At 71.6% G+C, this 16,524-nt stretch carries 18 protein-coding genes; 9 read left to right on the top strand and 9 right to left on the bottom strand.

Features of this window, described 5'->3' with window-relative positions:
- Positions 1-142: 142 nt before the first annotated feature.
- Positions 143-2,485, bottom strand: a complete 2,343-nt coding sequence (locus ACZ6SD_RS24395) for an MMPL family transporter (protein WP_465319297.1) — start codon at positions 2,483-2,485, stop codon at positions 143-145.
- Positions 2,486-2,636: 151 nt separating this feature from the next.
- On the opposite strand from ACZ6SD_RS24395, the gene ACZ6SD_RS24390 reads away from it, so the two are divergent.
- The 4 genes from ACZ6SD_RS24390 to ACZ6SD_RS24375 all read left to right on the top strand — a co-directional run bounded on the left by ACZ6SD_RS24390 (position 2,637) and on the right by ACZ6SD_RS24375 (position 5,194).
- On the top strand, positions 2,637-3,047 hold the full coding sequence (locus tag ACZ6SD_RS24390; RefSeq protein WP_465319296.1) for a type III secretion system chaperone family protein: 411 nt from the start codon (positions 2,637-2,639) through the stop codon (positions 3,045-3,047).
- A 77-nt stretch (positions 3,048-3,124) separates the two neighbouring features.
- A complete protein-coding gene (locus ACZ6SD_RS24385; RefSeq protein WP_465319295.1) occupies positions 3,125-4,060 on the top strand; it encodes a DUF3558 domain-containing protein in 936 nt (311 codons plus the stop codon).
- 215 nt (positions 4,061-4,275) lie between these two features.
- On the top strand, positions 4,276-4,896 hold the full coding sequence (locus ACZ6SD_RS24380; protein ID WP_465319294.1) for a DUF6801 domain-containing protein: 621 nt from the start codon (positions 4,276-4,278) through the stop codon (positions 4,894-4,896).
- A gap of 52 nt (positions 4,897-4,948) precedes the next feature.
- Entirely contained in the window at positions 4,949-5,194 is a 246-nt protein-coding gene (locus ACZ6SD_RS24375; protein WP_465319293.1) for a DUF2630 family protein, read from the top strand.
- 122 nt (positions 5,195-5,316) lie between these two features.
- Here ACZ6SD_RS24375 and ACZ6SD_RS24370 read toward each other — a convergent pair whose 3' ends face one another.
- Positions 5,317-5,574 (bottom strand): DoxX family protein, encoded by a 258-nt coding sequence (locus ACZ6SD_RS24370; RefSeq protein ID WP_465319292.1) that lies wholly within the window; start codon positions 5,572-5,574, stop codon positions 5,317-5,319.
- A gap of 159 nt (positions 5,575-5,733) precedes the next feature.
- On the opposite strand from ACZ6SD_RS24370, the gene ACZ6SD_RS24365 reads away from it, so the two are divergent.
- Positions 5,734-6,354, top strand: a complete 621-nt coding sequence (locus ACZ6SD_RS24365) for an L-threonylcarbamoyladenylate synthase (RefSeq protein ID WP_465319291.1) — start codon at positions 5,734-5,736, stop codon at positions 6,352-6,354.
- A gap of 247 nt (positions 6,355-6,601) precedes the next feature.
- Entirely contained in the window at positions 6,602-6,805 is a 204-nt protein-coding gene (locus ACZ6SD_RS24360; RefSeq protein ID WP_465319290.1) for a cold-shock protein, read from the top strand.
- Between the two features lie 88 nt (positions 6,806-6,893).
- Here the strand turns inward: ACZ6SD_RS24360 and ACZ6SD_RS24355 are convergent, their stop codons facing one another.
- Both ACZ6SD_RS24355 and ACZ6SD_RS24350 read right to left on the bottom strand, forming a co-directional pair.
- Positions 6,894-8,432, bottom strand: a complete 1,539-nt coding sequence (locus ACZ6SD_RS24355) for an adenylate/guanylate cyclase domain-containing protein (protein ID WP_465319289.1) — start codon at positions 8,430-8,432, stop codon at positions 6,894-6,896.
- Positions 8,433-8,664: 232 nt separating this feature from the next.
- Entirely contained in the window at positions 8,665-9,153 is a 489-nt protein-coding gene (locus tag ACZ6SD_RS24350) for a DUF6328 family protein (RefSeq protein WP_465319288.1), read from the bottom strand.
- Positions 9,154-9,303: 150 nt separating this feature from the next.
- On the opposite strand from ACZ6SD_RS24350, the gene ACZ6SD_RS24345 reads away from it, so the two are divergent.
- Positions 9,304-9,606, top strand: a complete 303-nt coding sequence (locus ACZ6SD_RS24345; protein ID WP_465319287.1) for a GNAT family N-acetyltransferase — start codon at positions 9,304-9,306, stop codon at positions 9,604-9,606.
- Positions 9,607-9,648: 42 nt separating this feature from the next.
- On the opposite strand, the gene ACZ6SD_RS24340 is transcribed toward ACZ6SD_RS24345, so the two are convergent.
- Positions 9,649-10,164, bottom strand: a complete 516-nt coding sequence (locus tag ACZ6SD_RS24340; RefSeq protein ID WP_465319286.1) for a hypothetical protein — start codon at positions 10,162-10,164, stop codon at positions 9,649-9,651.
- 219 nt (positions 10,165-10,383) lie between these two features.
- Positions 10,384-10,905, bottom strand: a complete 522-nt coding sequence (locus ACZ6SD_RS24335; RefSeq protein WP_465319285.1) for a hypothetical protein — start codon at positions 10,903-10,905, stop codon at positions 10,384-10,386.
- 152 nt (positions 10,906-11,057) lie between these two features.
- Between ACZ6SD_RS24335 and ACZ6SD_RS24330 the strand changes: the two genes are divergently transcribed.
- Positions 11,058-11,807, top strand: coding sequence for a maleylpyruvate isomerase family mycothiol-dependent enzyme (locus ACZ6SD_RS24330; protein ID WP_465319284.1), 750 nt, complete (start codon positions 11,058-11,060; stop codon positions 11,805-11,807).
- Between the two features lie 169 nt (positions 11,808-11,976).
- Here ACZ6SD_RS24330 and ACZ6SD_RS24325 read toward each other — a convergent pair whose 3' ends face one another.
- The 3 genes from ACZ6SD_RS24325 to ACZ6SD_RS24315 all read right to left on the bottom strand — a co-directional run bounded on the left by ACZ6SD_RS24325 (position 11,977) and on the right by ACZ6SD_RS24315 (position 15,641).
- Positions 11,977-12,762, bottom strand: a complete 786-nt coding sequence (locus tag ACZ6SD_RS24325) for a TetR/AcrR family transcriptional regulator (RefSeq protein ID WP_465319283.1) — start codon at positions 12,760-12,762, stop codon at positions 11,977-11,979.
- 216 nt (positions 12,763-12,978) lie between these two features.
- Complete coding sequence (locus ACZ6SD_RS24320) at positions 12,979-14,433, bottom strand: DUF2637 domain-containing protein (RefSeq protein ID WP_465319282.1); 1,455 nt, start codon at positions 14,431-14,433, stop codon at positions 12,979-12,981.
- Positions 14,434-14,798: 365 nt separating this feature from the next.
- Positions 14,799-15,641 carry a hypothetical protein gene (locus ACZ6SD_RS24315; protein WP_465319281.1) on the bottom strand — a complete coding sequence of 281 codons (843 nt, stop codon included), beginning with the start codon at positions 15,639-15,641 and terminating at the stop codon, positions 14,799-14,801.
- 172 nt (positions 15,642-15,813) lie between these two features.
- Here ACZ6SD_RS24315 and ACZ6SD_RS24310 point away from each other — a divergent pair, with 172 nt between their 5' ends.
- Entirely contained in the window at positions 15,814-16,473 is a 660-nt protein-coding gene (locus tag ACZ6SD_RS24310; protein ID WP_465319280.1) for a thiaminase II/PqqC family protein, read from the top strand.
- Positions 16,474-16,524: the final 51 nt, after the last annotated feature.

Below are 16,524 nucleotides of genomic sequence, written 5' to 3'. Positions count from 1 at the left end.
GACAGGGGCCGGACATTTCCGGGATAGCGAAACTGTGGCGTTCGGAAACTCTCGTGTCAAGGATTCCGGAAACGGGGTTCCGAATTTGTCAGTGCCCGCGCACCGCAATCCGATCCGTCGACCGGAAAGTGCGCAAAAACCGTCAGCGACTCCGCCTGGCCGCGCCGCGGGCCTTCGGCCGTTCTCCGCGCCCGGACCGGCCGCGGGTGTGGCGCGCCCCGCCCGGCACAGCGGGCGGCAGGTGCGCGGGCCGGGCTGGGGCGGGCGTGGCCGAGGGTGTGCCAGTGGGCGTGCCGGTGAGGGTGACGGCGGGGGTGAACCAGTCGAAGCCGCCCGGGCGGGGGCCTTCGATGTCCAGGCGGGGGAGCAGGCGGTCGAGGAAGTCGGGCAGCCACCAGTTGGCCCGCCCGAACAGGGCCATGATCGCCGGGACCAGCGCGACCCGGATGACCACCGCGTCGAGCAGGACCGCGATGGTCAGGCCGAGGCCGGACTCCTTCACCACCCGGTCGCCAGCGGGCACGAACGAGACGAACACCAGACCCATGATCAGCGCGGCGGCGGTGATCGTCCGGCCGGTCGAGGCCAGGCCGTGCACGGTGGCCTCGACGGTGTCGCGGCGTTTGTGCCATTCCTCCTGGATGCGGCCGACCAGGAACACCTCGTAGTCCATGGACAGCCCGAACAGCCCGGCGAACAGGAACACCGGAATGTAGGGCTCGATCGGGCCGGTGCCGTGCAGGCCGGTCGCCGAGGCGAACCAGCCCCACTGGAAGACCGCCGTCAGCACCCCGAACATCGCCGCCGCGGCGAGCAGGTTCATCAGCGCCGCGGTGAGCGGGATGAGCAGGCTGCGGAACACGATCACCAGCAGCACGAACGAGATCGCCACCACCGTGCCCAGGAACAGCGGCAGCCGGTCGGTGATGGCGCGCGCGAAGTCCGACTGCACCGCCGTCGACCCGCCGACGTGCAGGGTGGCTCCGGTGCCCCGGGTCGCGGCCGGGACGACCTCGCCGCGCACCCGGTCCACGAGGCGGTCGGTGGCCGGGTCCTGCGGCGCGGTCTTCGGGTATACCAGCAGCGCGGCCACGGTCCGGCCGTCCTTGGTGGGCGAGAGCAGCGGCGGCGGCGCCAGCGCCACACCGTCCAACTCGGCGAGCTGCCGACGCGCGGTCAGCACGGCTTGGCGCTGGCCGTCGGTGTCGACCCGGCCGACGACGACCAGCGGGCCGGTGAACCCAGGCCCGAAGCCCTCGGCCAGCAGGTCGTACGCCTGCCGCGACGTCGACTCCGGCGGGTGCAGGCCCGCGTCCGGCACGCCCAGCCGCAGCGACAGCACCGGCAGCGACAGCACGCCGATGACCAGCAGCGCCGCCAGCGTGCTCCACAGCGGGCGCCGGGTGACCGCGCGAGCCAGGGTGGCCCACAGCCTGCCTTCCGGCTCGGTCTTGAGGTGCCGCCGGGCGAGATCCGTGCGCAGCCGACGGGACAGCATCCGGATGCCGAACAGCCGCAGCAGGGCGGGCAGCAGGGTCAGCGCGGCCACCATGGTCATCAGCACCGCGACGCTCGCGCTGATCGCGATGCCGTCGAGGAAGTCGATGCCCACGGTGAACATGCCCAGCAGCGACACGCAGACCGTCACCCCGGCGAACAGCACGCTGCGCCCGGAGGTCACCGCGGCGTGCCCCAGCGCCTCTTCCGGCGGCTCGCCCGCCACCAGCCCCTGCCGGTAGCGGGTCACGACGAACAGCGCGTAGTCCACACCGACGCCCAGCCCCAGCAGCGCCACGATCTCCTGGCTCACCGCGGGCACGTCCATGGTGTGCGTGAGCAGCCCGACCACGCCCGCCGCCGTCGCGACCGACACGACCGCGGTCAGAATCGGCACCAGCATGGAGAACAGCGAGCCGAAGGTGAACAGCAGCACGATCGCCGCGGCCAGCAGCCCGAACCCGGCGTCGTTGAGGTCCGGCGGCGGGATCGTCCGCGCCGCCACCGCGCCGTCGACCGCGACCCGCAGTCCCGCGCCCTCGGCCGACCGGGCGGTGTCGACCAAGGCGCGCGCCTGCGCCAGGTCGACCTCGTCCGCGGCGACGCCGTAGGTGACGGTGGCGAACGCGATCCGCCCCTGCGGGGAGACCTGCGCCTGCCCTTCCGGGCTGTACGGGGACACGACGGCCGTCACGTGCGGCAGCCGGGCGAGGTCGGCGAGCATCGGCTCGATCCGCGCCCGGACCCCGGCGTCGGACACCGGCTTGTCCGCGGCGAACACCACGCGCTCCTGCGCGCCGCTCACCCCGCCCGCGGTCTGCCGCAGCAGGTCTTGCGCCTGGGTGCTGTCCGCTGCGGGAAGGGCGAGGACGTCGCGGTAATCGATGCCCGACGCGCGCGAGGTGACCGTGACCCCGGCGAGCAGCACCAGCCAGACCGCGATGATCCACCACGCGTGCCGGTAGCAGAAAAGCGCAAGTGGCCGCACCGACGCGAGCTTAGTTCAGCGGGGGCGGGCGGGAATACGAACGGGCGTGACAAATGACGTCGGTGTGATTGTGGGCGCGGTGATTGTGGCCCGCGCCGCGCGTGCCAAGACGGTGGATCAAGGTCCGGGGGCTGGCCGCTAGGCTGATCATATGTCGACAACGTGGGCGGATCTCGCGCGGTACATCCATGAGGAGTACGAGGTGATCTCCGAGCAGGACGACGAGATCCGCATCCTGTTCGGTTTCGAGCAGCACGACGAGGAAGACGAGCGCACGCAGGTCGTGATCATCGTCCGGGAGGTGCTCGACGCCCGGCACGAGTGGGTGCAGATCGCCTCGCCGGTCGGCCTGGCCGCCGAGGTGGACCTGCGCGCGCTGCTGACCGAGATCGGCCACTCGTCCATCGCCTGCGGGGCGGCGATCATGGGCGAGCACGTCGTGCTGCGGCACTCGCTGCCGATCAAGGACCTCGACATCCACGAGTTCGTGGACCCGCTGTCGCTGCTCGCGGGCACCGCGGACCAGATCGAGGAGATGTTCTTCGGCGGCGACGAGTACTGAGCCTCCCGGACGGGCCCGGCCCGCCCGGTGGGCGCGGCATGTGGCCGGATGTGGCGCAGGTCTCCTACGCTGCGAAGGTGAGGTTATTTCTGGCACTGGCCACCGCGCTGTCCCTGGCCGCGGCGGGTTGCTCGGCAGAGCGGCCCGCCGAACGGCCGCCCGCGGGCGACGGCCGCAGTCCCTCGGCCGTGGTCGCGGCGCTGCGGCCGCTGGACGCGTGCGCGCTGGGCGCGACCGAGGGGCTGACCGCGGTCGGGCTCGGCCCGCACCGCTGCCGCTTCGACGGGCAGGCGGGCCAGGACTACCTCTTCCTGGTCATCGGCGCGTACATGGACGCGGCGCACCGGGCGGCGAGCCCGCCGGAGGAGGTCGTGGTCGACGGCGCGCGCGCCTGGCGGCGCTCGCTCGACACCGGGTGCCAGGTGGCCGTCCCGGTCGGCGCCGACCTGGTGATCCGGGTGAGCAGCCTGCGCGGCTACAAGTCGCCGCGCCCGCAGAGCAGCCGCTGCGCGGACGCGACCGCGGCGGCGGGGCGCGTGGTCGAGCGGCTGGGCACCCCGGCCTCGGTCTCGCCGCGCCCGGCCCGCCGCGACGCTTGCGACCTGCTCGACCGCGCGGCTGGCGACCACGTGCGCGGCCTGGATCTGCGCTTTGACGAGGTGAACTACGGTCTCGACCACTGCCAGGCGCGCCGGACCGTGCCCGGCGGCTGGTCGCAGGAGTACTCGGTGCAGATCCGTTACGGCCGCAGTGATCCGCCGCCCAAGGGCGCGCGCCAGATTTCCGTCGAAGGCCGTTCGGTCGCCGTCGTGGAGACCTCGAAAGACTGCGAGTACGGGTGGGCGGCCGAGCCGTCCCCGGCCGCGCAGCCGGACCTGGGCGAGATCATGGTGCGCCTGCGGGCCCCCGACTGCGGCCGCGCCGCGGAACTGGCGCCGAAGGTGATGAGCTTCTACCTGACCCCGCCGCCGGAAGTCGCCCCGCAGTCCCCGATTCCGCTGCCCCATTCCTGACCCGCCACCGGTATTGGCACAGTGGATGGTCGGAAGATATCGTTTCGATCCGAGGAACCCGCTGTCCGGCCATGACAAAAATGGGCCAAACTGATTTTCCGGCTGTTTTCCCTTGCCGTGACTTCGGCGTGATCGTTACTGTCGGCAGTCCGCGTCCCGGGCCGCGCGATCCCTGTTCCGGGGCGATCTCCGCACTTCTCGACCAAGGAGTCCGCATGCCCGGAATCACCCGCTGGATCGGCGTCTCCGCCGTTGTCGCCGCGACCGCGGCCGTGCTCGCCGTGCCCGCGAGCGCGCATTCCGCCGCGCCGCCGGTTTCTGGCCCGAAGACGGTAGTCAGACCGCTGGCATTGAACTGCCAACACCCGCTTCTGGTGCTTGACGAGGTCGTCGCCGTGATCACCGCGACCTTTCCCGGCCGGGTCGCGGTGGGCGAGCCGATCCGCACCACCGACTTCGGCGTCGCCGTCACCCTGGACCGCTCCGTGGTTACCGGGCTGGCCCTGGTCGGCGCGGCCACCGTCGAGGGCACGGCCGTGGCCGGGGTCGATCTCGACGTCAACGGCACCGAGATCGGCATCGCGCTGCCCGGCCTGGCGTTCCCCGCCACGCCGGTGGCCGTGAACCAGACCGCGGACCTCGCCATCACCGGCCCGGTCCCGGCCTTCACCGTCAAGCGGCGCGGCGTGGTGCGCGTCGGCATCGGGGACGAGGTCACCGTCACCGTGACCCCGCGCCGGTCCGACGGCGACCTGACCGGTCTGGGCGTGTTCGACGTGCCGTGCCGGGTCGCGGCTGGCCAGGACCTCGCGCTGGCGACCATCCCGGTGACCTGAGCGCCCCGGCGCGGGCGGGCGTCCGCCCGCGCCGGTATCTAGGCTTGCCCGCATGGACGACATCCAGATCCACACCCGCATCGGCGAACTCGTCGACGAGGAGCACGCGCTGCGCGAACGGGCGCAGACCGGCGAGGTCGGGCCAGCGGAGGAGCAGGCGCGGCTGCGTGCCATCGAGGTGGCCCTCGACCAGTGCTGGGACCTGCTGCGCCAGCGCCGCGCCCGTCGCTCGGCCGGGCAGGACCCGGACGAGGCGAGCCTGCGGCCAGAAGGCGAGGTCGAGGGCTACCGTCAGTAGTACTGGGCCGTATGTTGTAACGCGGCGGCCGCTTCGCGCGAAAACCAGCATGCGGCCCCGGACCGGGTTTCTGACAAGCCCCCCGATCAGTCTCTGGACGGGGCCGCGCCTCACTTTCCGGCTCAGCGGTTGGCCAGCACCCGGCTGCCGAGCCAGCCCGCGTAGGCCAGCAGGCCGAGCACGCCCAGCTTGCGGGTGCGCGTGCCCGCGACGGCGGCGCCCAGCACGACCTCGGTCGCGCCGTTGCGGTAGACCCACTGGCGGGTGTCCTTCGGGAACGCCTTCGCCGAGACCGGCTCGAAGACCTGGGGCGCGGCGAAGTGCGCCGCGCCGGTTCCCGCGATCAGCAGGCCGACGACACGGGCGGAGCGACGGGCCATGACAGGGGTCCTTTCGTTGTCCGGGTGGCGAGCCTACTCGCCGGAAGGTTCCGCGCGGGCGCGCCTTCGCCGAATCCGCCGCCCGCGCCAGCCGCACCGTCCACAAGCGACTTTGGCGGCGGGGCGGACCCGTCGTCCGGCCGCTCGTAGACTCCCCGCATGGCGAAGTACTTCGACGTGCACCCGGACAATCCGCAGCCCCGGACGATCGGTCAGGCGGTCGCCCTGCTGCGCGACGGCGGGCTGATCGCCTATCCCACCGACACCTGCTACGCGCTGGGCTGCTCGCTGGACAACCGCGAGGGCATCGAGCGCATCCGGCAGATCCGCAAGCTCGACGACCGGCACCACTTCACCATCATGTGCCGAGACTTCGCCCAGCTCGGGCAGTTCGCGCACGTGGGCAACGCGGTGTTCCGGGCGATCAAGGCGGCGACGCCGGGGCCGTACACGTTCGTCCTGACCGCGACCCGCGAGGTGCCCCGCAGGCTCCTGCACCCGAAGAAGAAGACCGTCGGCGTGCGCATCCCCGACCACCCGGTGGTCCAGGCGCTGCTCGCCGAACTCGGCGAGCCGATGCTGTCGAGCACGCTGCGCATGCCCGGCGACGACGAGCCGATGACCGGCGGCTGGGAGATCAAGGAACTGCTCGACCACGCCGTGGACGCCGTCATCGACGCCGGGGAGTGCGGCACGGCGCAGACCACGGTGGTCGACTTCGCCGAGGACGAGGCGGTGGTCCTGCGCCGCGGCGCGGGCGACCCGGCTCGCTTCGAGTAGCGCCTGCTCCAGGCCGTCCGCAGTGGCCGAACGGGTGAGTGCGTTGACCCACAGTGGCGGGGGACCGCTGTCTGTGGTTGACTGATGGTGGTCGTTGGTTTTGTGTTCGTGTTCACGCACGCTCGCGAAAGCATCGCGCGGGCGTTGTGTTTCCTCCAGGCATGGTTCGCTTGCGAGTTCTCCCGCGGGACGGCCCGGATCGCCGCATCGGCGGAGGTCTGCTTTCGTCACTTTTGAGGATTACAGCATGACTCAGGGCACCGTGAAGTGGTTCAACTCCGAAAAGGGCTTCGGATTCATCGCCCCCGACAACGGTGGGGCCGACGTGTTCGTGCACTACTCGGAGATCCAGAGCGGCGGCTTCAAGTCGCTTGAGGAGAACCAGCGCGTGCAGTTCGAGGTCGGCCAGGGCCAGAAGGGCCCCCAGGCGACCGGCGTGACCATCGTCTGATTCCGGTCTTGACGGCGGGCCCCCACTCCACGCGGAGCGGGGGCCCGTTGTTCGTTCTCCAGCCGTTGTTCGTCCTGGGTCGGTGTGGCTACTTGGGGACGACGAGGGTGGTGTTCTGAGTGCGGCCGCGCAGGACGACCGTCTGCGTCGGGCGCCACCGGTCGGCTTCCTCTTCCTCGGCCAGTTCCAGCGTGTGCGCCGAGGCCACCAGCCTGCCGGGCACCGACTTGGCGAGTTCGGTCAGCCGGGCGGCCTCGTTGACCGGGTCGCCGATCACGGTGTACTCGAAGCGGCGCTCGTCGCCGATGTTGCCCGCGACGGCCAGCCCCGCCGCCACGCCGATGCCCGCCTCGCAGTCGGGCACCTCCCTGGGCAGCCGGTCGGCGATGGCCCGCGCGGCGGCCAGGGCGCTGCCCGCGTTGTCCGCCAGCGCGACCGGGGCGCCGAAGATGGCCAGGGCCGCGTCGCCGACGAACTTGTTGACCAGGCCGCCGTGCGCGTCGATCTCGTCCACGACCACGGTGAAGAACCGGTTGAGCAGGTCCACCACCTCGGTCGGCGGGCGGGTGGCGGCCAGGGTGGTCGAGCCGACGATGTCCACGAAGATCACCGCGACCTCGCGCACCTCGCCGCCGAGCTTCTCCACGCCCGCCGCGACGGCCACGTCGGCGACCTCCTGGCCGACGTGCCTGCCGAACAGGTCGCGGATGCGCTCCCGCTCGCGCAGGCCTGCCGCCATCTGGTTGAAGCCTGCCTGGAGCAGGCCGAGTTCGGTGCCGTCGTAGACCTGGACCTCGGTGCTCAGCTCGCCGCGCTGCACCCGGGCCATCCCGTCGCGCACCGAGCGGATCGGCGCCACCATCGCGCGGGCGTTGAACACCATGATCAGCAGTCCGAAGCCGAGCACGACGCCGCTGAGCACCACCACGGTCACCGCGAGCTGGTTGGTCGAGACGTTGCCCCGGATCACGGAGAACAGCGCGACCAGCAGCAGCCCGGCCACCGGCACCCCGGTCCCCAGCGCCCAGAACAGCAGCATCCGCACCTGCACGCCCGCGCCGACGACCCGCGCGGGCGGATCGTGGGCCAGCGCCCGCGCCGACACCGGGCGCAGCGAGAACTCGCTGAGCAGGTACGCGTTGGCGCACACGACGATCCCGGCGAAGCCCGCCGTGAAGGCCACGTTGAAGACCAGGTCCGGCTGGAGGAAGGCCATGCCGATGGTGAACAGGACGGTGGCCAGCCCCCAGAGGAACGCCTGCATCTGGGTCAGCCGCAGCGGCACTCGCAGCGTCTCGCGCCGGTCGGTCTCGGTCGGCTCCTGCTGCCGGATCGCCCACCGCAGCGAGCGCAGCGCCCGGCCGGTGCCCCAGACCCCGCCGACGATCACCGCCATGACCACGTAGGCGGGCACCAGGATGGCCATCACCAGCAGCGTGTCGCGCTCCAGCCCCGGCCCCGGGATGACGAAGGTCGACAGCACGACCACCACCGCGGCGCCGATCAGGTTCGCGAACACCAGCGTCACGGTCAGCAGGCCCTGCACGCGGATACGCAGCGCGAGGCTGTCCTGGTCGGCCGGGCCCAGCAGCCGGGACCCGAACGGCCCGGGGGACGACCCGCTCACCCGGCCACCTCGCTGGTTCGGTGGCCCCGCGCGCCTGCGCGCTGTGTCGATGATTCGCTCACGGGCGGTCCTCGGCGGAGTCGAGGGAGGCTGGGATGGTCATCACCGTTCCTACGAGGGCCATAACCTACTCGAGAGTAGGTTATGTGCGACGGGTGTTGACGTCAATTCTGCTCCCTGCCCCGTCGGCTCTCGCGCCCACCTCGGGAACCGCCGGGCCCGCGAAGCCGGATCAGCCGCCGTTCTCGTCGTCCCAGCGCTCGTTGAGGGGGACGATGAACCACAGGAAGCCGATCACCACGCCGCTGGCGGTCGCGATGGCGAAGGCGCCCCAGCCGCCGACGACGATCTCGGCGAGCAGCAGGACCGACGCGGTCACCGCGAGGGACAGGAAGACCAGGCCGGTGATCGTCGTCCAGGTGGCCAGCCGCATGATCTCCTGGCGCTTGCCCCGGCGGAACAGGATGCGGTGCCAGGCGGCAGGCGCGGTCAGCAGGGCCACCGACACGACCGCGAACAGCACCGCGACCAGGTGCGTGACCCGCTCGAAGGTGTTCGCGTCCCGGGCGTACACCTCGGTGAAGGTGATCGAGAGCAGGAACCCGAACAGGATCTGCACCCCAGCCTGCGCGACCCGCAGCTCCTGGAGCAGCTCGCTGAGGTTGCGGGTCAGCCGCTCGTCGGGCGTCTCGGTCGATCCTGGTTCCGGGGTGGTGGACATCGGCGCTCCTCGCTGGACGGTCTGCCGGGGAGAGTTCCTCCTGATCGACGCGGGGAAACGATCCATTCGGCTCAACTCCCGCGGCCGGGCCGAGCGCGGATATGCGGATATGCTGAAGGCCGCCCGTCCGGGGCGCGAATGGAGGGTTCGATGACCATCGAGGTGACCGACGCCGCCGAGCGCCACCGGTTCGAGGCGACCGTCGACGGGGCGGCCGCGGGGTTCGCGGAGTACATCCGCGGCGCGAACCTGGTCGTCTACCCGCACACCGTGGTCGAGCCCGCCTTCGAGGGCCGAGGCGTCGGCGGCGCGCTCGCCCGCGCCGCGCTGGAGGACGCCAAGGGGCGCGGGTTGCCGGTGCTGGCCACCTGCCCGTTCATCGCGGCGTGGATGCGCAAGCACCCGGAGTACCTCGACCTCGCCTACCAGAACCGCAGCAGCGTCAGCGACTGAGCCGCCGGGCGATCCGGCCGGTGTGGACGGTCCGGTTTCGGCTCAGTGCCTGCGCTGGGCCAGGTCGGTGAGCACCCGGCGCAGGTACACGTCGAGGGGGACCGTGCGGGTGGGGTCGAGTTCGACCTCGACCGGCGGCGGGTAGGGCTCCCAGTCGCTGATGACCGCGCGGACGATGACGCCGCCGGGCCGCAGGCCCGCGCTCTCGCCGCGCGCGACGGGCGTGTAGACCGGCCGCACTGTCGTCTGGCCCATGCTGATCACCACGCCCCGGCCGAGATTCCAGCCGCGGACCTCGCTGGGCGCCGCCACGACCCGGTGCCGCACCCGCGCGCCCTCGGTGGTTTCCCGGTGCTCGCTCCTAGGCAGCTTCTCGACGTGCTCGACGGGGAGCGGGTCGGGCAGCAGGCCGATGGCGAACGCCTCGGCGGGGAAGTCGCGCACCGCGTGGTCAAGGCGGGCGAGCACCTCGGGCGCGACGACGCGACGCCGCTCGGCGTCCCGGGCCAGCCATCGAGGCCAACCGAGGGGATCGAGGAGCGTGTTCGGGTCGATCACGGCGTGATAGTACGGGGGCGGCAAGGGGTCCGTGGTGAGACGTCCGTCGCTATCTCAGGGCGGCGAACCTGGTGACCTGACAAGATTTGTCACCCGCCAAGCGGTCTGTTCACTCGGAACTGTCGCGAGCGGACAGTCTGTCACCGGGCCGTTACCCCGTGGCCAGGCCACGGCCGTCGGAAACCGGGCCAATCTTGCGGTGAGATCGCGGCGGATTCGCTAGTGGCGAAAGGAAGAGTGCGGTCCGCGCTCGGTCAGCACGCGGTCGAGGAAGCGGTCGAGGGCGATTGTGGCGACGGTGTCGCCGACCGGGTCCAGCTCGACCTCGACCGGCGGCGGATACGGCTCCCACCCGGTGATGACCGACTCGACCAGGACCCCCGACTCAGACAGCGCGAGGTGGTCGATGGCGGTGTGCACGGGGCGGACCGTCACCTGCCCCATGGTGATCACCACGCCGCGGCCGAGCAGCCAGCCGCGGATGGGGCCGGGCTCGGAGGCCACCCGGTGGCGGACCTTGCTGCCGTTGGGCGCGCGGCCCGTCCAGGTCCGCTTGTCGATGTGCTGGATGGGCAGTGGGAGGGGCAGCAGCCCCGCGGCGAAGGCCATCGCGGGAAACTCGCGGACGGCTTGCTCCGCCCGTTCCAGGGCGCCGGGTTCGATGACTCGCCGTCGTTCGACGTCGCGGGCCAACCGGCCGCGCCAGCGGGCCGGGTCGATAAGGACGTCGTCGTGAATCACGGTCCGATTCTAACTTCAATAGGTTAACGACTCACTGAGCCGTGATGTCATCCGCTCTGCCATCCGCACTCTACGTCCGACCCGGCGCAGCGGCGCCGCCAGCGGGCGTGAATGGCCGCTTAACGCGAGATCGACCCGCTACCTTGGGGCGTATGGACCACATCGACGCCGCCACGGCGCTGGTCGAGCAGAACACCCTGCTGGCCGATCTCGCCCGCGCCGGAGATCCGGCCACTCCGGTGCCGACCTGTCCCGGGTGGACACTCCGGCAACTGGTCAAACACGTCGGGCGCGGCCATCGGTGGGCGGCGGCGATCGTGCGCGAGCGCGCGCGGGAGCCCATCGACCCGGCTGCCGTTCCCGGCGGCAAATCGCCGCGGGACCAGGACGGGACGACGGCCTGGCTGACCGAGAGCCCGTCGGTGCTTTTCGACGCCGTCGAGGCGACCGGGGCCGACACTCCGGTGTGGACGTTCACTGGCCCCCAGCCCGCCGGATGGTGGATTCGCCGCCGTCTGCACGAGGCGGTGGTGCACCGCGCGGACGCCGCCATCGCCCTCGGCGCGCCGTTCGCGGTGGCCCCGGCCGTGGCGGCGGACGGCGTGTCCGAGTGGCTGTCGCTGCTGTCCGCGCGAGCGGCGGACGAGCCGCTTCTCGCCGCCGGGGTGACCCTGCACCTGCACGCCACCGACGACGGCCTGGGCGCGGCGGGGGAGTGGCTGGTGCGCGCGGGCGACACCGGCGTGGTGTGGGAGCACGGCCACGGCAAGGGCGCCGCCGCCGTCCGCGGCAGCGCGGCCGACCTGCTGCTCGTGCTGCTGCGCCGAATCCCGGCCGATCGCGTCGCCGTGCACGGCGACGCGGGGATTCTCGACACCTGGCTGGCCCGCACCCCATTCTGAGCGTTCCGTTCGCGGTCGGCGCTTTCCCGCTGCGAAAGCGCCGCCCTTTTCTGTCTTCGCCTCATCAGCGCATCGTATAACGTACGGTATGCTGTACGAGAACGTGGGGTGCGAGGGGTTCGGCCCGCGCTCCGCCCGAGTCGGGATTGGGTCCGGTGTGGACGGCCGGTCAGTCCTGGGCCGCGCGGGAGGCGACCAGCACCTCGACGCCGTCGAGGATGCTCCGCAGGCCGAACTCGAAGTTGTACGCGGCGTCGTAGGCGGTGCCGTGCGCTGCGCCCACGGCCTGGCCCACCGCCGAGGCCAGCGGGAACCGGCTGGTGTCGATCAGCGAGCTGAGCAGCGGGCCGCGCGCCTGCCACCACTGCTGGTCGGTCATCCCGGTGTCCTGCTCGGTCCGGGCGGCCTCGTGCGCGCGGCTCGCGGTGGTCTCGGCGTGCCCGATCACCAGGTTGAGCACGCTGTCCATCTCGACCTCGGTGAGCCCGATGCCCGCGACGGCGCGCAACTCGTAGTCGTACTTGTCCATGACGTTCGGGCCGAGCGGCGGGCGGCTCACGCCGACGTGCAGCATCCACGGGTGCCGCTGGAACAGCGCCCAGTTCTCCCGGGCCACCTGCTCCAGCCGCGCCCGCCAGCCCGCGTCGCCCGGGTCGGGCTTGGCGGTCTCGCCGTAGACGGTGTCGAGCATCAGGTCGATCAGCTCGGCCTTGCCCGGCACGTAGGTGTAGAGCGACATCGTGCCCACGCCGAGCTTGTCCGCCACCCGCCGCATCGACAGGGCGGCAACGCCTTCGCTGTCGGCGACCTCGATGGCGGCCAGCACGATGCGGTCGACGCTGAGATCGCGCCTGCCGTGCCGGTTCGGGCGTTGCGTCTGATCGCGCCACAGGAGCGCGAGACTCCGCGCCGGGTCGCCTGCCCCGCTGTTGGCCTTCGTCGCGTCCTTAGCCATGGTGACCAGATCCTACTTGGCCTGTTGCCCGTTGTTGCAACTTGCAGGCTGGATCCGTTACCCCGTCGCGTCCTGTTGGGACGGCCAGGCGGCGTTAACCCGGCATTGCCCCGCCATGTCCCTTGTGGACACCTCGGGCGCCCTGACCATGACGACGGGCCCGGACCAGTCGGTCCGGGCCCGTGCGAATGGCGGTGGGCTGGGGCGTGCGCACGCTCAGGGCGTGGACGATGCCCGCAACTCCTCGATGCTGTTCAGCTCTTTCTCCCGGACCGAGCGGCCGCGGGCGTGCGTGACGCGCCAGAGGGTGGTCACGCTCTGCATGGGGTGCAGGAACCAGCCCCACGCGCCGATGACCGGCAGGGAGCGGGCGACCCGGCCGCGCGCCCGGCGCTCGGTGCGCGAGTGCCAGCCGATGTGCAGCTCGAACAGCAGGATGCCGACCGCGGCTGGCGCGGCGAACATGATCGACGCCTCGACCCCGTAGCCCTTGCCCGCCGCGTGCTCCCAGTTGAGGTACACGCTGCCCGCGAGCAGCGCCAGCAGGGCGAACCGGGGACCGGCTCCGGAGTACGGGGACAGCGCGTAGCGGTGCGCGAGCCCGGCCACGATCAGCGCCGACGCGTCGAAGACCAGCGAGACGACCGCGGCGAGCGGGGTGGGGATGCTGAAGCCGCGGGCGTACTCGAACAGCGACCACCAGGAGATGCCCATCGCGGCGACCAGCACCACGATCCAGGCCATGCCCGCCGACCAGGACAGCACGGTGGGGACCCGGCCGACCGGCAGCGGGGCGGCGACCTCGTCGGGCTGCTCGACCCGCTCGCCGCGGGCGGCCAGGGCGTCGGCGCTGTCGGCGACCACGAGGGCGGTCCGGGCGGGCTCGGCGACCGGTTCGGCGAGCGTGGCCTCGGCCCGCTCGTCGGCGTCGACCTTGTCGGCAAGCTCGGCGAGGTCGACCTTGTCAGCGAAGTCGGTGCGGTCCGCCGGGGCGGCCTTGTCCGCGGTGTCGGTCTTGTCCGTGGCGAGCGAGTCCACCGAGTCCGCCGAGTCCACCGAATCCGTCGAGCTGGCGGTGGCGGCGACAGCGGTGGCCGTCGCGGCGGCGAGCGTGGCGGTGTCGGTGGCGTCGAACGCGGCCGAGTGGGTGATCCGTTCCTGGTCGGTGACGGACGGCGTGGAGGTGTCGATCGCGGAGTCCTGGAGGTCGGTCTGCTGGAGCGCAGGGGTGTCGGTGACGGTGCGGTCGCCTGCGGTGTCGGCGGCCGGGGTGTCGGTGACGGTGGCGAAGACCTGGGTGTCGTCGTTGTCCGCGCGGTCGCCGGCAGCGGTGCTTGTGGCTGAGGTGTTGACCGAGGCGCTGGCGACCGGGGTGTCGGCCACCGAGGCGTCGGCGTCGGCGCGCAGCGCGTCGAGTTCGGCCAGCAGTTCCGGGCTCATCGTGACCAGGTCGCCGGTGTCGCCCAGGTTGTTCTCTCCCCGCCAGGTGTCGATGACGTTGGAGATGTAAGAGCGCGCGGTGGTGACCCCGTAGGCGTCGAGCCACTGCCGCACCTCGTGCGTGGTGGGCGGGTCAACGTGCTCACACGCGTAGCGGATCTTGTCGGCTAGGGTGACGCGCTTGGCCAACGCGACGGCGTGTGTGGGATCGATGTCAATCTTCGGACTCACCTGCGCGGTCCTCCTGGGGATGGCTGCGGATGACGCGTCTGACGTCCCGTCGATGGGTATGTGCACTTTGTCGGACGGGATGCGGACGCGTCCACCCGGGGGTGGCTCTGTCGACCACGTTGTCGCCGATCTTGACATAGTCGTTCCCGCTCTGTTACCTGCGGCCCCCGAAACGTTAATGCCGAGCGTTGTCGAACCCGGCGCGAGCGGCCATTCGGGCCGAACTTCGCGATGTGGGAGAAAGCGCCCTGGACGGACGCGAACTTCCCCATCGGGTCATTGTGGGCGAACTCATGATCCGCCGCTCCGGGAATGTGACGGCCGCCTCTTTCCTGGTTCCGAACAGCGGCGCCCGCCCGCTCGGATCAGACCACAGTGGACATCTGGGCCGGACGGTCCGGACCGGTCTTTTCCTTGTCCGCTTTGGACTTCTCGGCGCGGCGGCCCGGCCGGGCGATCAGGATCACGGCGAGGACGATCAGCGACAACGCGGGCATCGGCCGTCCGGTGGCCACCGACAGGGCGATGTCGGCCAGCGGAATCAGCACGGTCACCACGAACACCCAGGTCGGCGCCGTCGCCGTCGCGCCCTTGGCGTTCCGTGTGCTCTGTGTGGTCCATGGAGTACGCGCCCACGGCTTGGCCACCGACAGCCACGCCTGGAACGCGATCGCCCCGGCCATCGCCGCGGTGCCGATCAGCAGCGGCAGCGGCGCCGGGTCCGGCGCGCCCGCGCGGGCGGCGATCTCGGCCTCGCGCATCGCGTCGGACAGGATGAAGATGCCCGCGTAGAGCTGGACCATGGTGATCGCGAACTTCGCCAGCACCCACCAGTGCCGGAAGAACCCCCACGCGGTCGCCGCGGCGAGCAGGAAGCCGGTGAACGCCGAGGCGTTCGCCAGCGGCGCCAGCAGCGCGGTGTCGAGGGTGTGCGCCATCGAGGTCGCGCTGATCCGCACCGCCGGGTCGGTGGTGCTCGCGCAGACCGCGAGCAGGGTGAACAGGGCCAGCGCCTGCCCCATCCAGCCGACCGAGGCGAGCACGTGCAGCCACACCGCGGCCTGCCGCCAGCGCCTGGCCGACGTCCGGTTGGCGGGTGTCCGTCGAGGCTTCGCCGTTGTCTGCGTGGGTGTCTCGGTCGGCGCGGTCTTCGTGGGAGCGGGCTGTTTGGGGGAAGTGGGCTTCGGAAAAGACTTCGGAAAAGACATGGCGCAAGGCTCCCGCCGCGGTCGGCGCCGCCGCCTCGTGCGAGTTCCTGAGATAGCCCTGATCTTCGCCCCTAGGGGCCCCGGTGATCGTGGCGCCCATCGGGTCGACTGTGGCGCGAGTCACTAGGCTGGCACGGCATTCGCAGGCGTCGGTGAAGGGAGCGCAGCGGCGATGAAGGGTTCGGCGAGGGACCTGCTGACCGAGGTCCAGCGGGAATTGACTCCGGGCGAGCACGAAAACCGGCTGGTCCCGCTGGTCGAGAGCGGCGAGGCTCCGCTGGCGGTTCTGGGCGCGCTGGCCGCCGAGCAGCACCGGGTGATCACCAGCGACTGGCGCACGTTCCTCGTCCTGGCGGCCCAGGCGGTCGACCCGGCCGCCCGCGAGGTGTTCACCGCTCTCGCCCAGGGCGAGGGGGTGGCCCTGGCCAGGCTCGGCGACTTCGCCGCGGCCTGCGGCCTCGACCACGACGCCGTCCGCGCCTACCAGCCGCAGGCCGGGTGCCAGGCGTATCCGGCGTACCTGGCGTGGCTGGCCCTCAACGGCGCGCCCCGCGACGCGCTGCTGGCGATCCTGGCCAACTTCGCCGCCTGGGGCGGTTATTGCGCGCGCGTGGCCAAGGCGCTGCGCGAGCACTACGGCTTCGACGACCAGGGCACGGCGTTCTTCGACTTCTTCGCCACCCCCGTTCCGGACGCCGAGGAGCTTTATGTGACCGCCCTGCAGGAGGCCCTTGACCACGGCTGGCGTCCCGACACCGCGATCGGCTACGGGCGGCTGGTGCAGGGCTACGAGCTGATGTTCTGGAACACCCTCGCCGACCTGGCGGTGTGAACCCGGGTCCGTTTCCTTTTGCCCCCAACGGTTCTGGCGGGCTCCGCTAAG

Source organism: Actinokineospora sp. NPDC051303, assembly GCF_055586285.1.
This window is presented reverse-complemented; position numbering and strand designations above follow the sequence as displayed.

Coding starts and splice junctions, on each gene's coding strand:
- ACZ6SD_RS24390 (WP_465319296.1), top strand. CDS start 2,637: ATGTCGACAACGTGGGCGGATCTCGCGCGGTACATCCATGAGGAGTAC.
- ACZ6SD_RS24380 (WP_465319294.1), top strand. CDS start 4,276: ATGCCCGGAATCACCCGCTGGATCGGCGTCTCCGCCGTTGTCGCCGCG.
- ACZ6SD_RS24375 (WP_465319293.1), top strand. CDS start 4,949: ATGGACGACATCCAGATCCACACCCGCATCGGCGAACTCGTCGACGAG.
- ACZ6SD_RS24370 (WP_465319292.1), bottom strand. CDS start 5,574: ATGGCCCGTCGCTCCGCCCGTGTCGTCGGCCTGCTGATCGCGGGAACC.
- ACZ6SD_RS24365 (WP_465319291.1), top strand. CDS start 5,734: ATGGCGAAGTACTTCGACGTGCACCCGGACAATCCGCAGCCCCGGACG.
- ACZ6SD_RS24360 (WP_465319290.1), top strand. CDS start 6,602: ATGACTCAGGGCACCGTGAAGTGGTTCAACTCCGAAAAGGGCTTCGGA.
- ACZ6SD_RS24350 (WP_465319288.1), bottom strand. CDS start 9,153: ATGTCCACCACCCCGGAACCAGGATCGACCGAGACGCCCGACGAGCGG.
- ACZ6SD_RS24345 (WP_465319287.1), top strand. CDS start 9,304: ATGACCATCGAGGTGACCGACGCCGCCGAGCGCCACCGGTTCGAGGCG.
- ACZ6SD_RS24330 (WP_465319284.1), top strand. CDS start 11,058: ATGGACCACATCGACGCCGCCACGGCGCTGGTCGAGCAGAACACCCTG.
- ACZ6SD_RS24325 (WP_465319283.1), bottom strand. CDS start 12,762: ATGGCTAAGGACGCGACGAAGGCCAACAGCGGGGCAGGCGACCCGGCG.
- ACZ6SD_RS24315 (WP_465319281.1), bottom strand. CDS start 15,641: ATGTCTTTTCCGAAGTCTTTTCCGAAGCCCACTTCCCCCAAACAGCCC.
- ACZ6SD_RS24310 (WP_465319280.1), top strand. CDS start 15,814: ATGAAGGGTTCGGCGAGGGACCTGCTGACCGAGGTCCAGCGGGAATTG.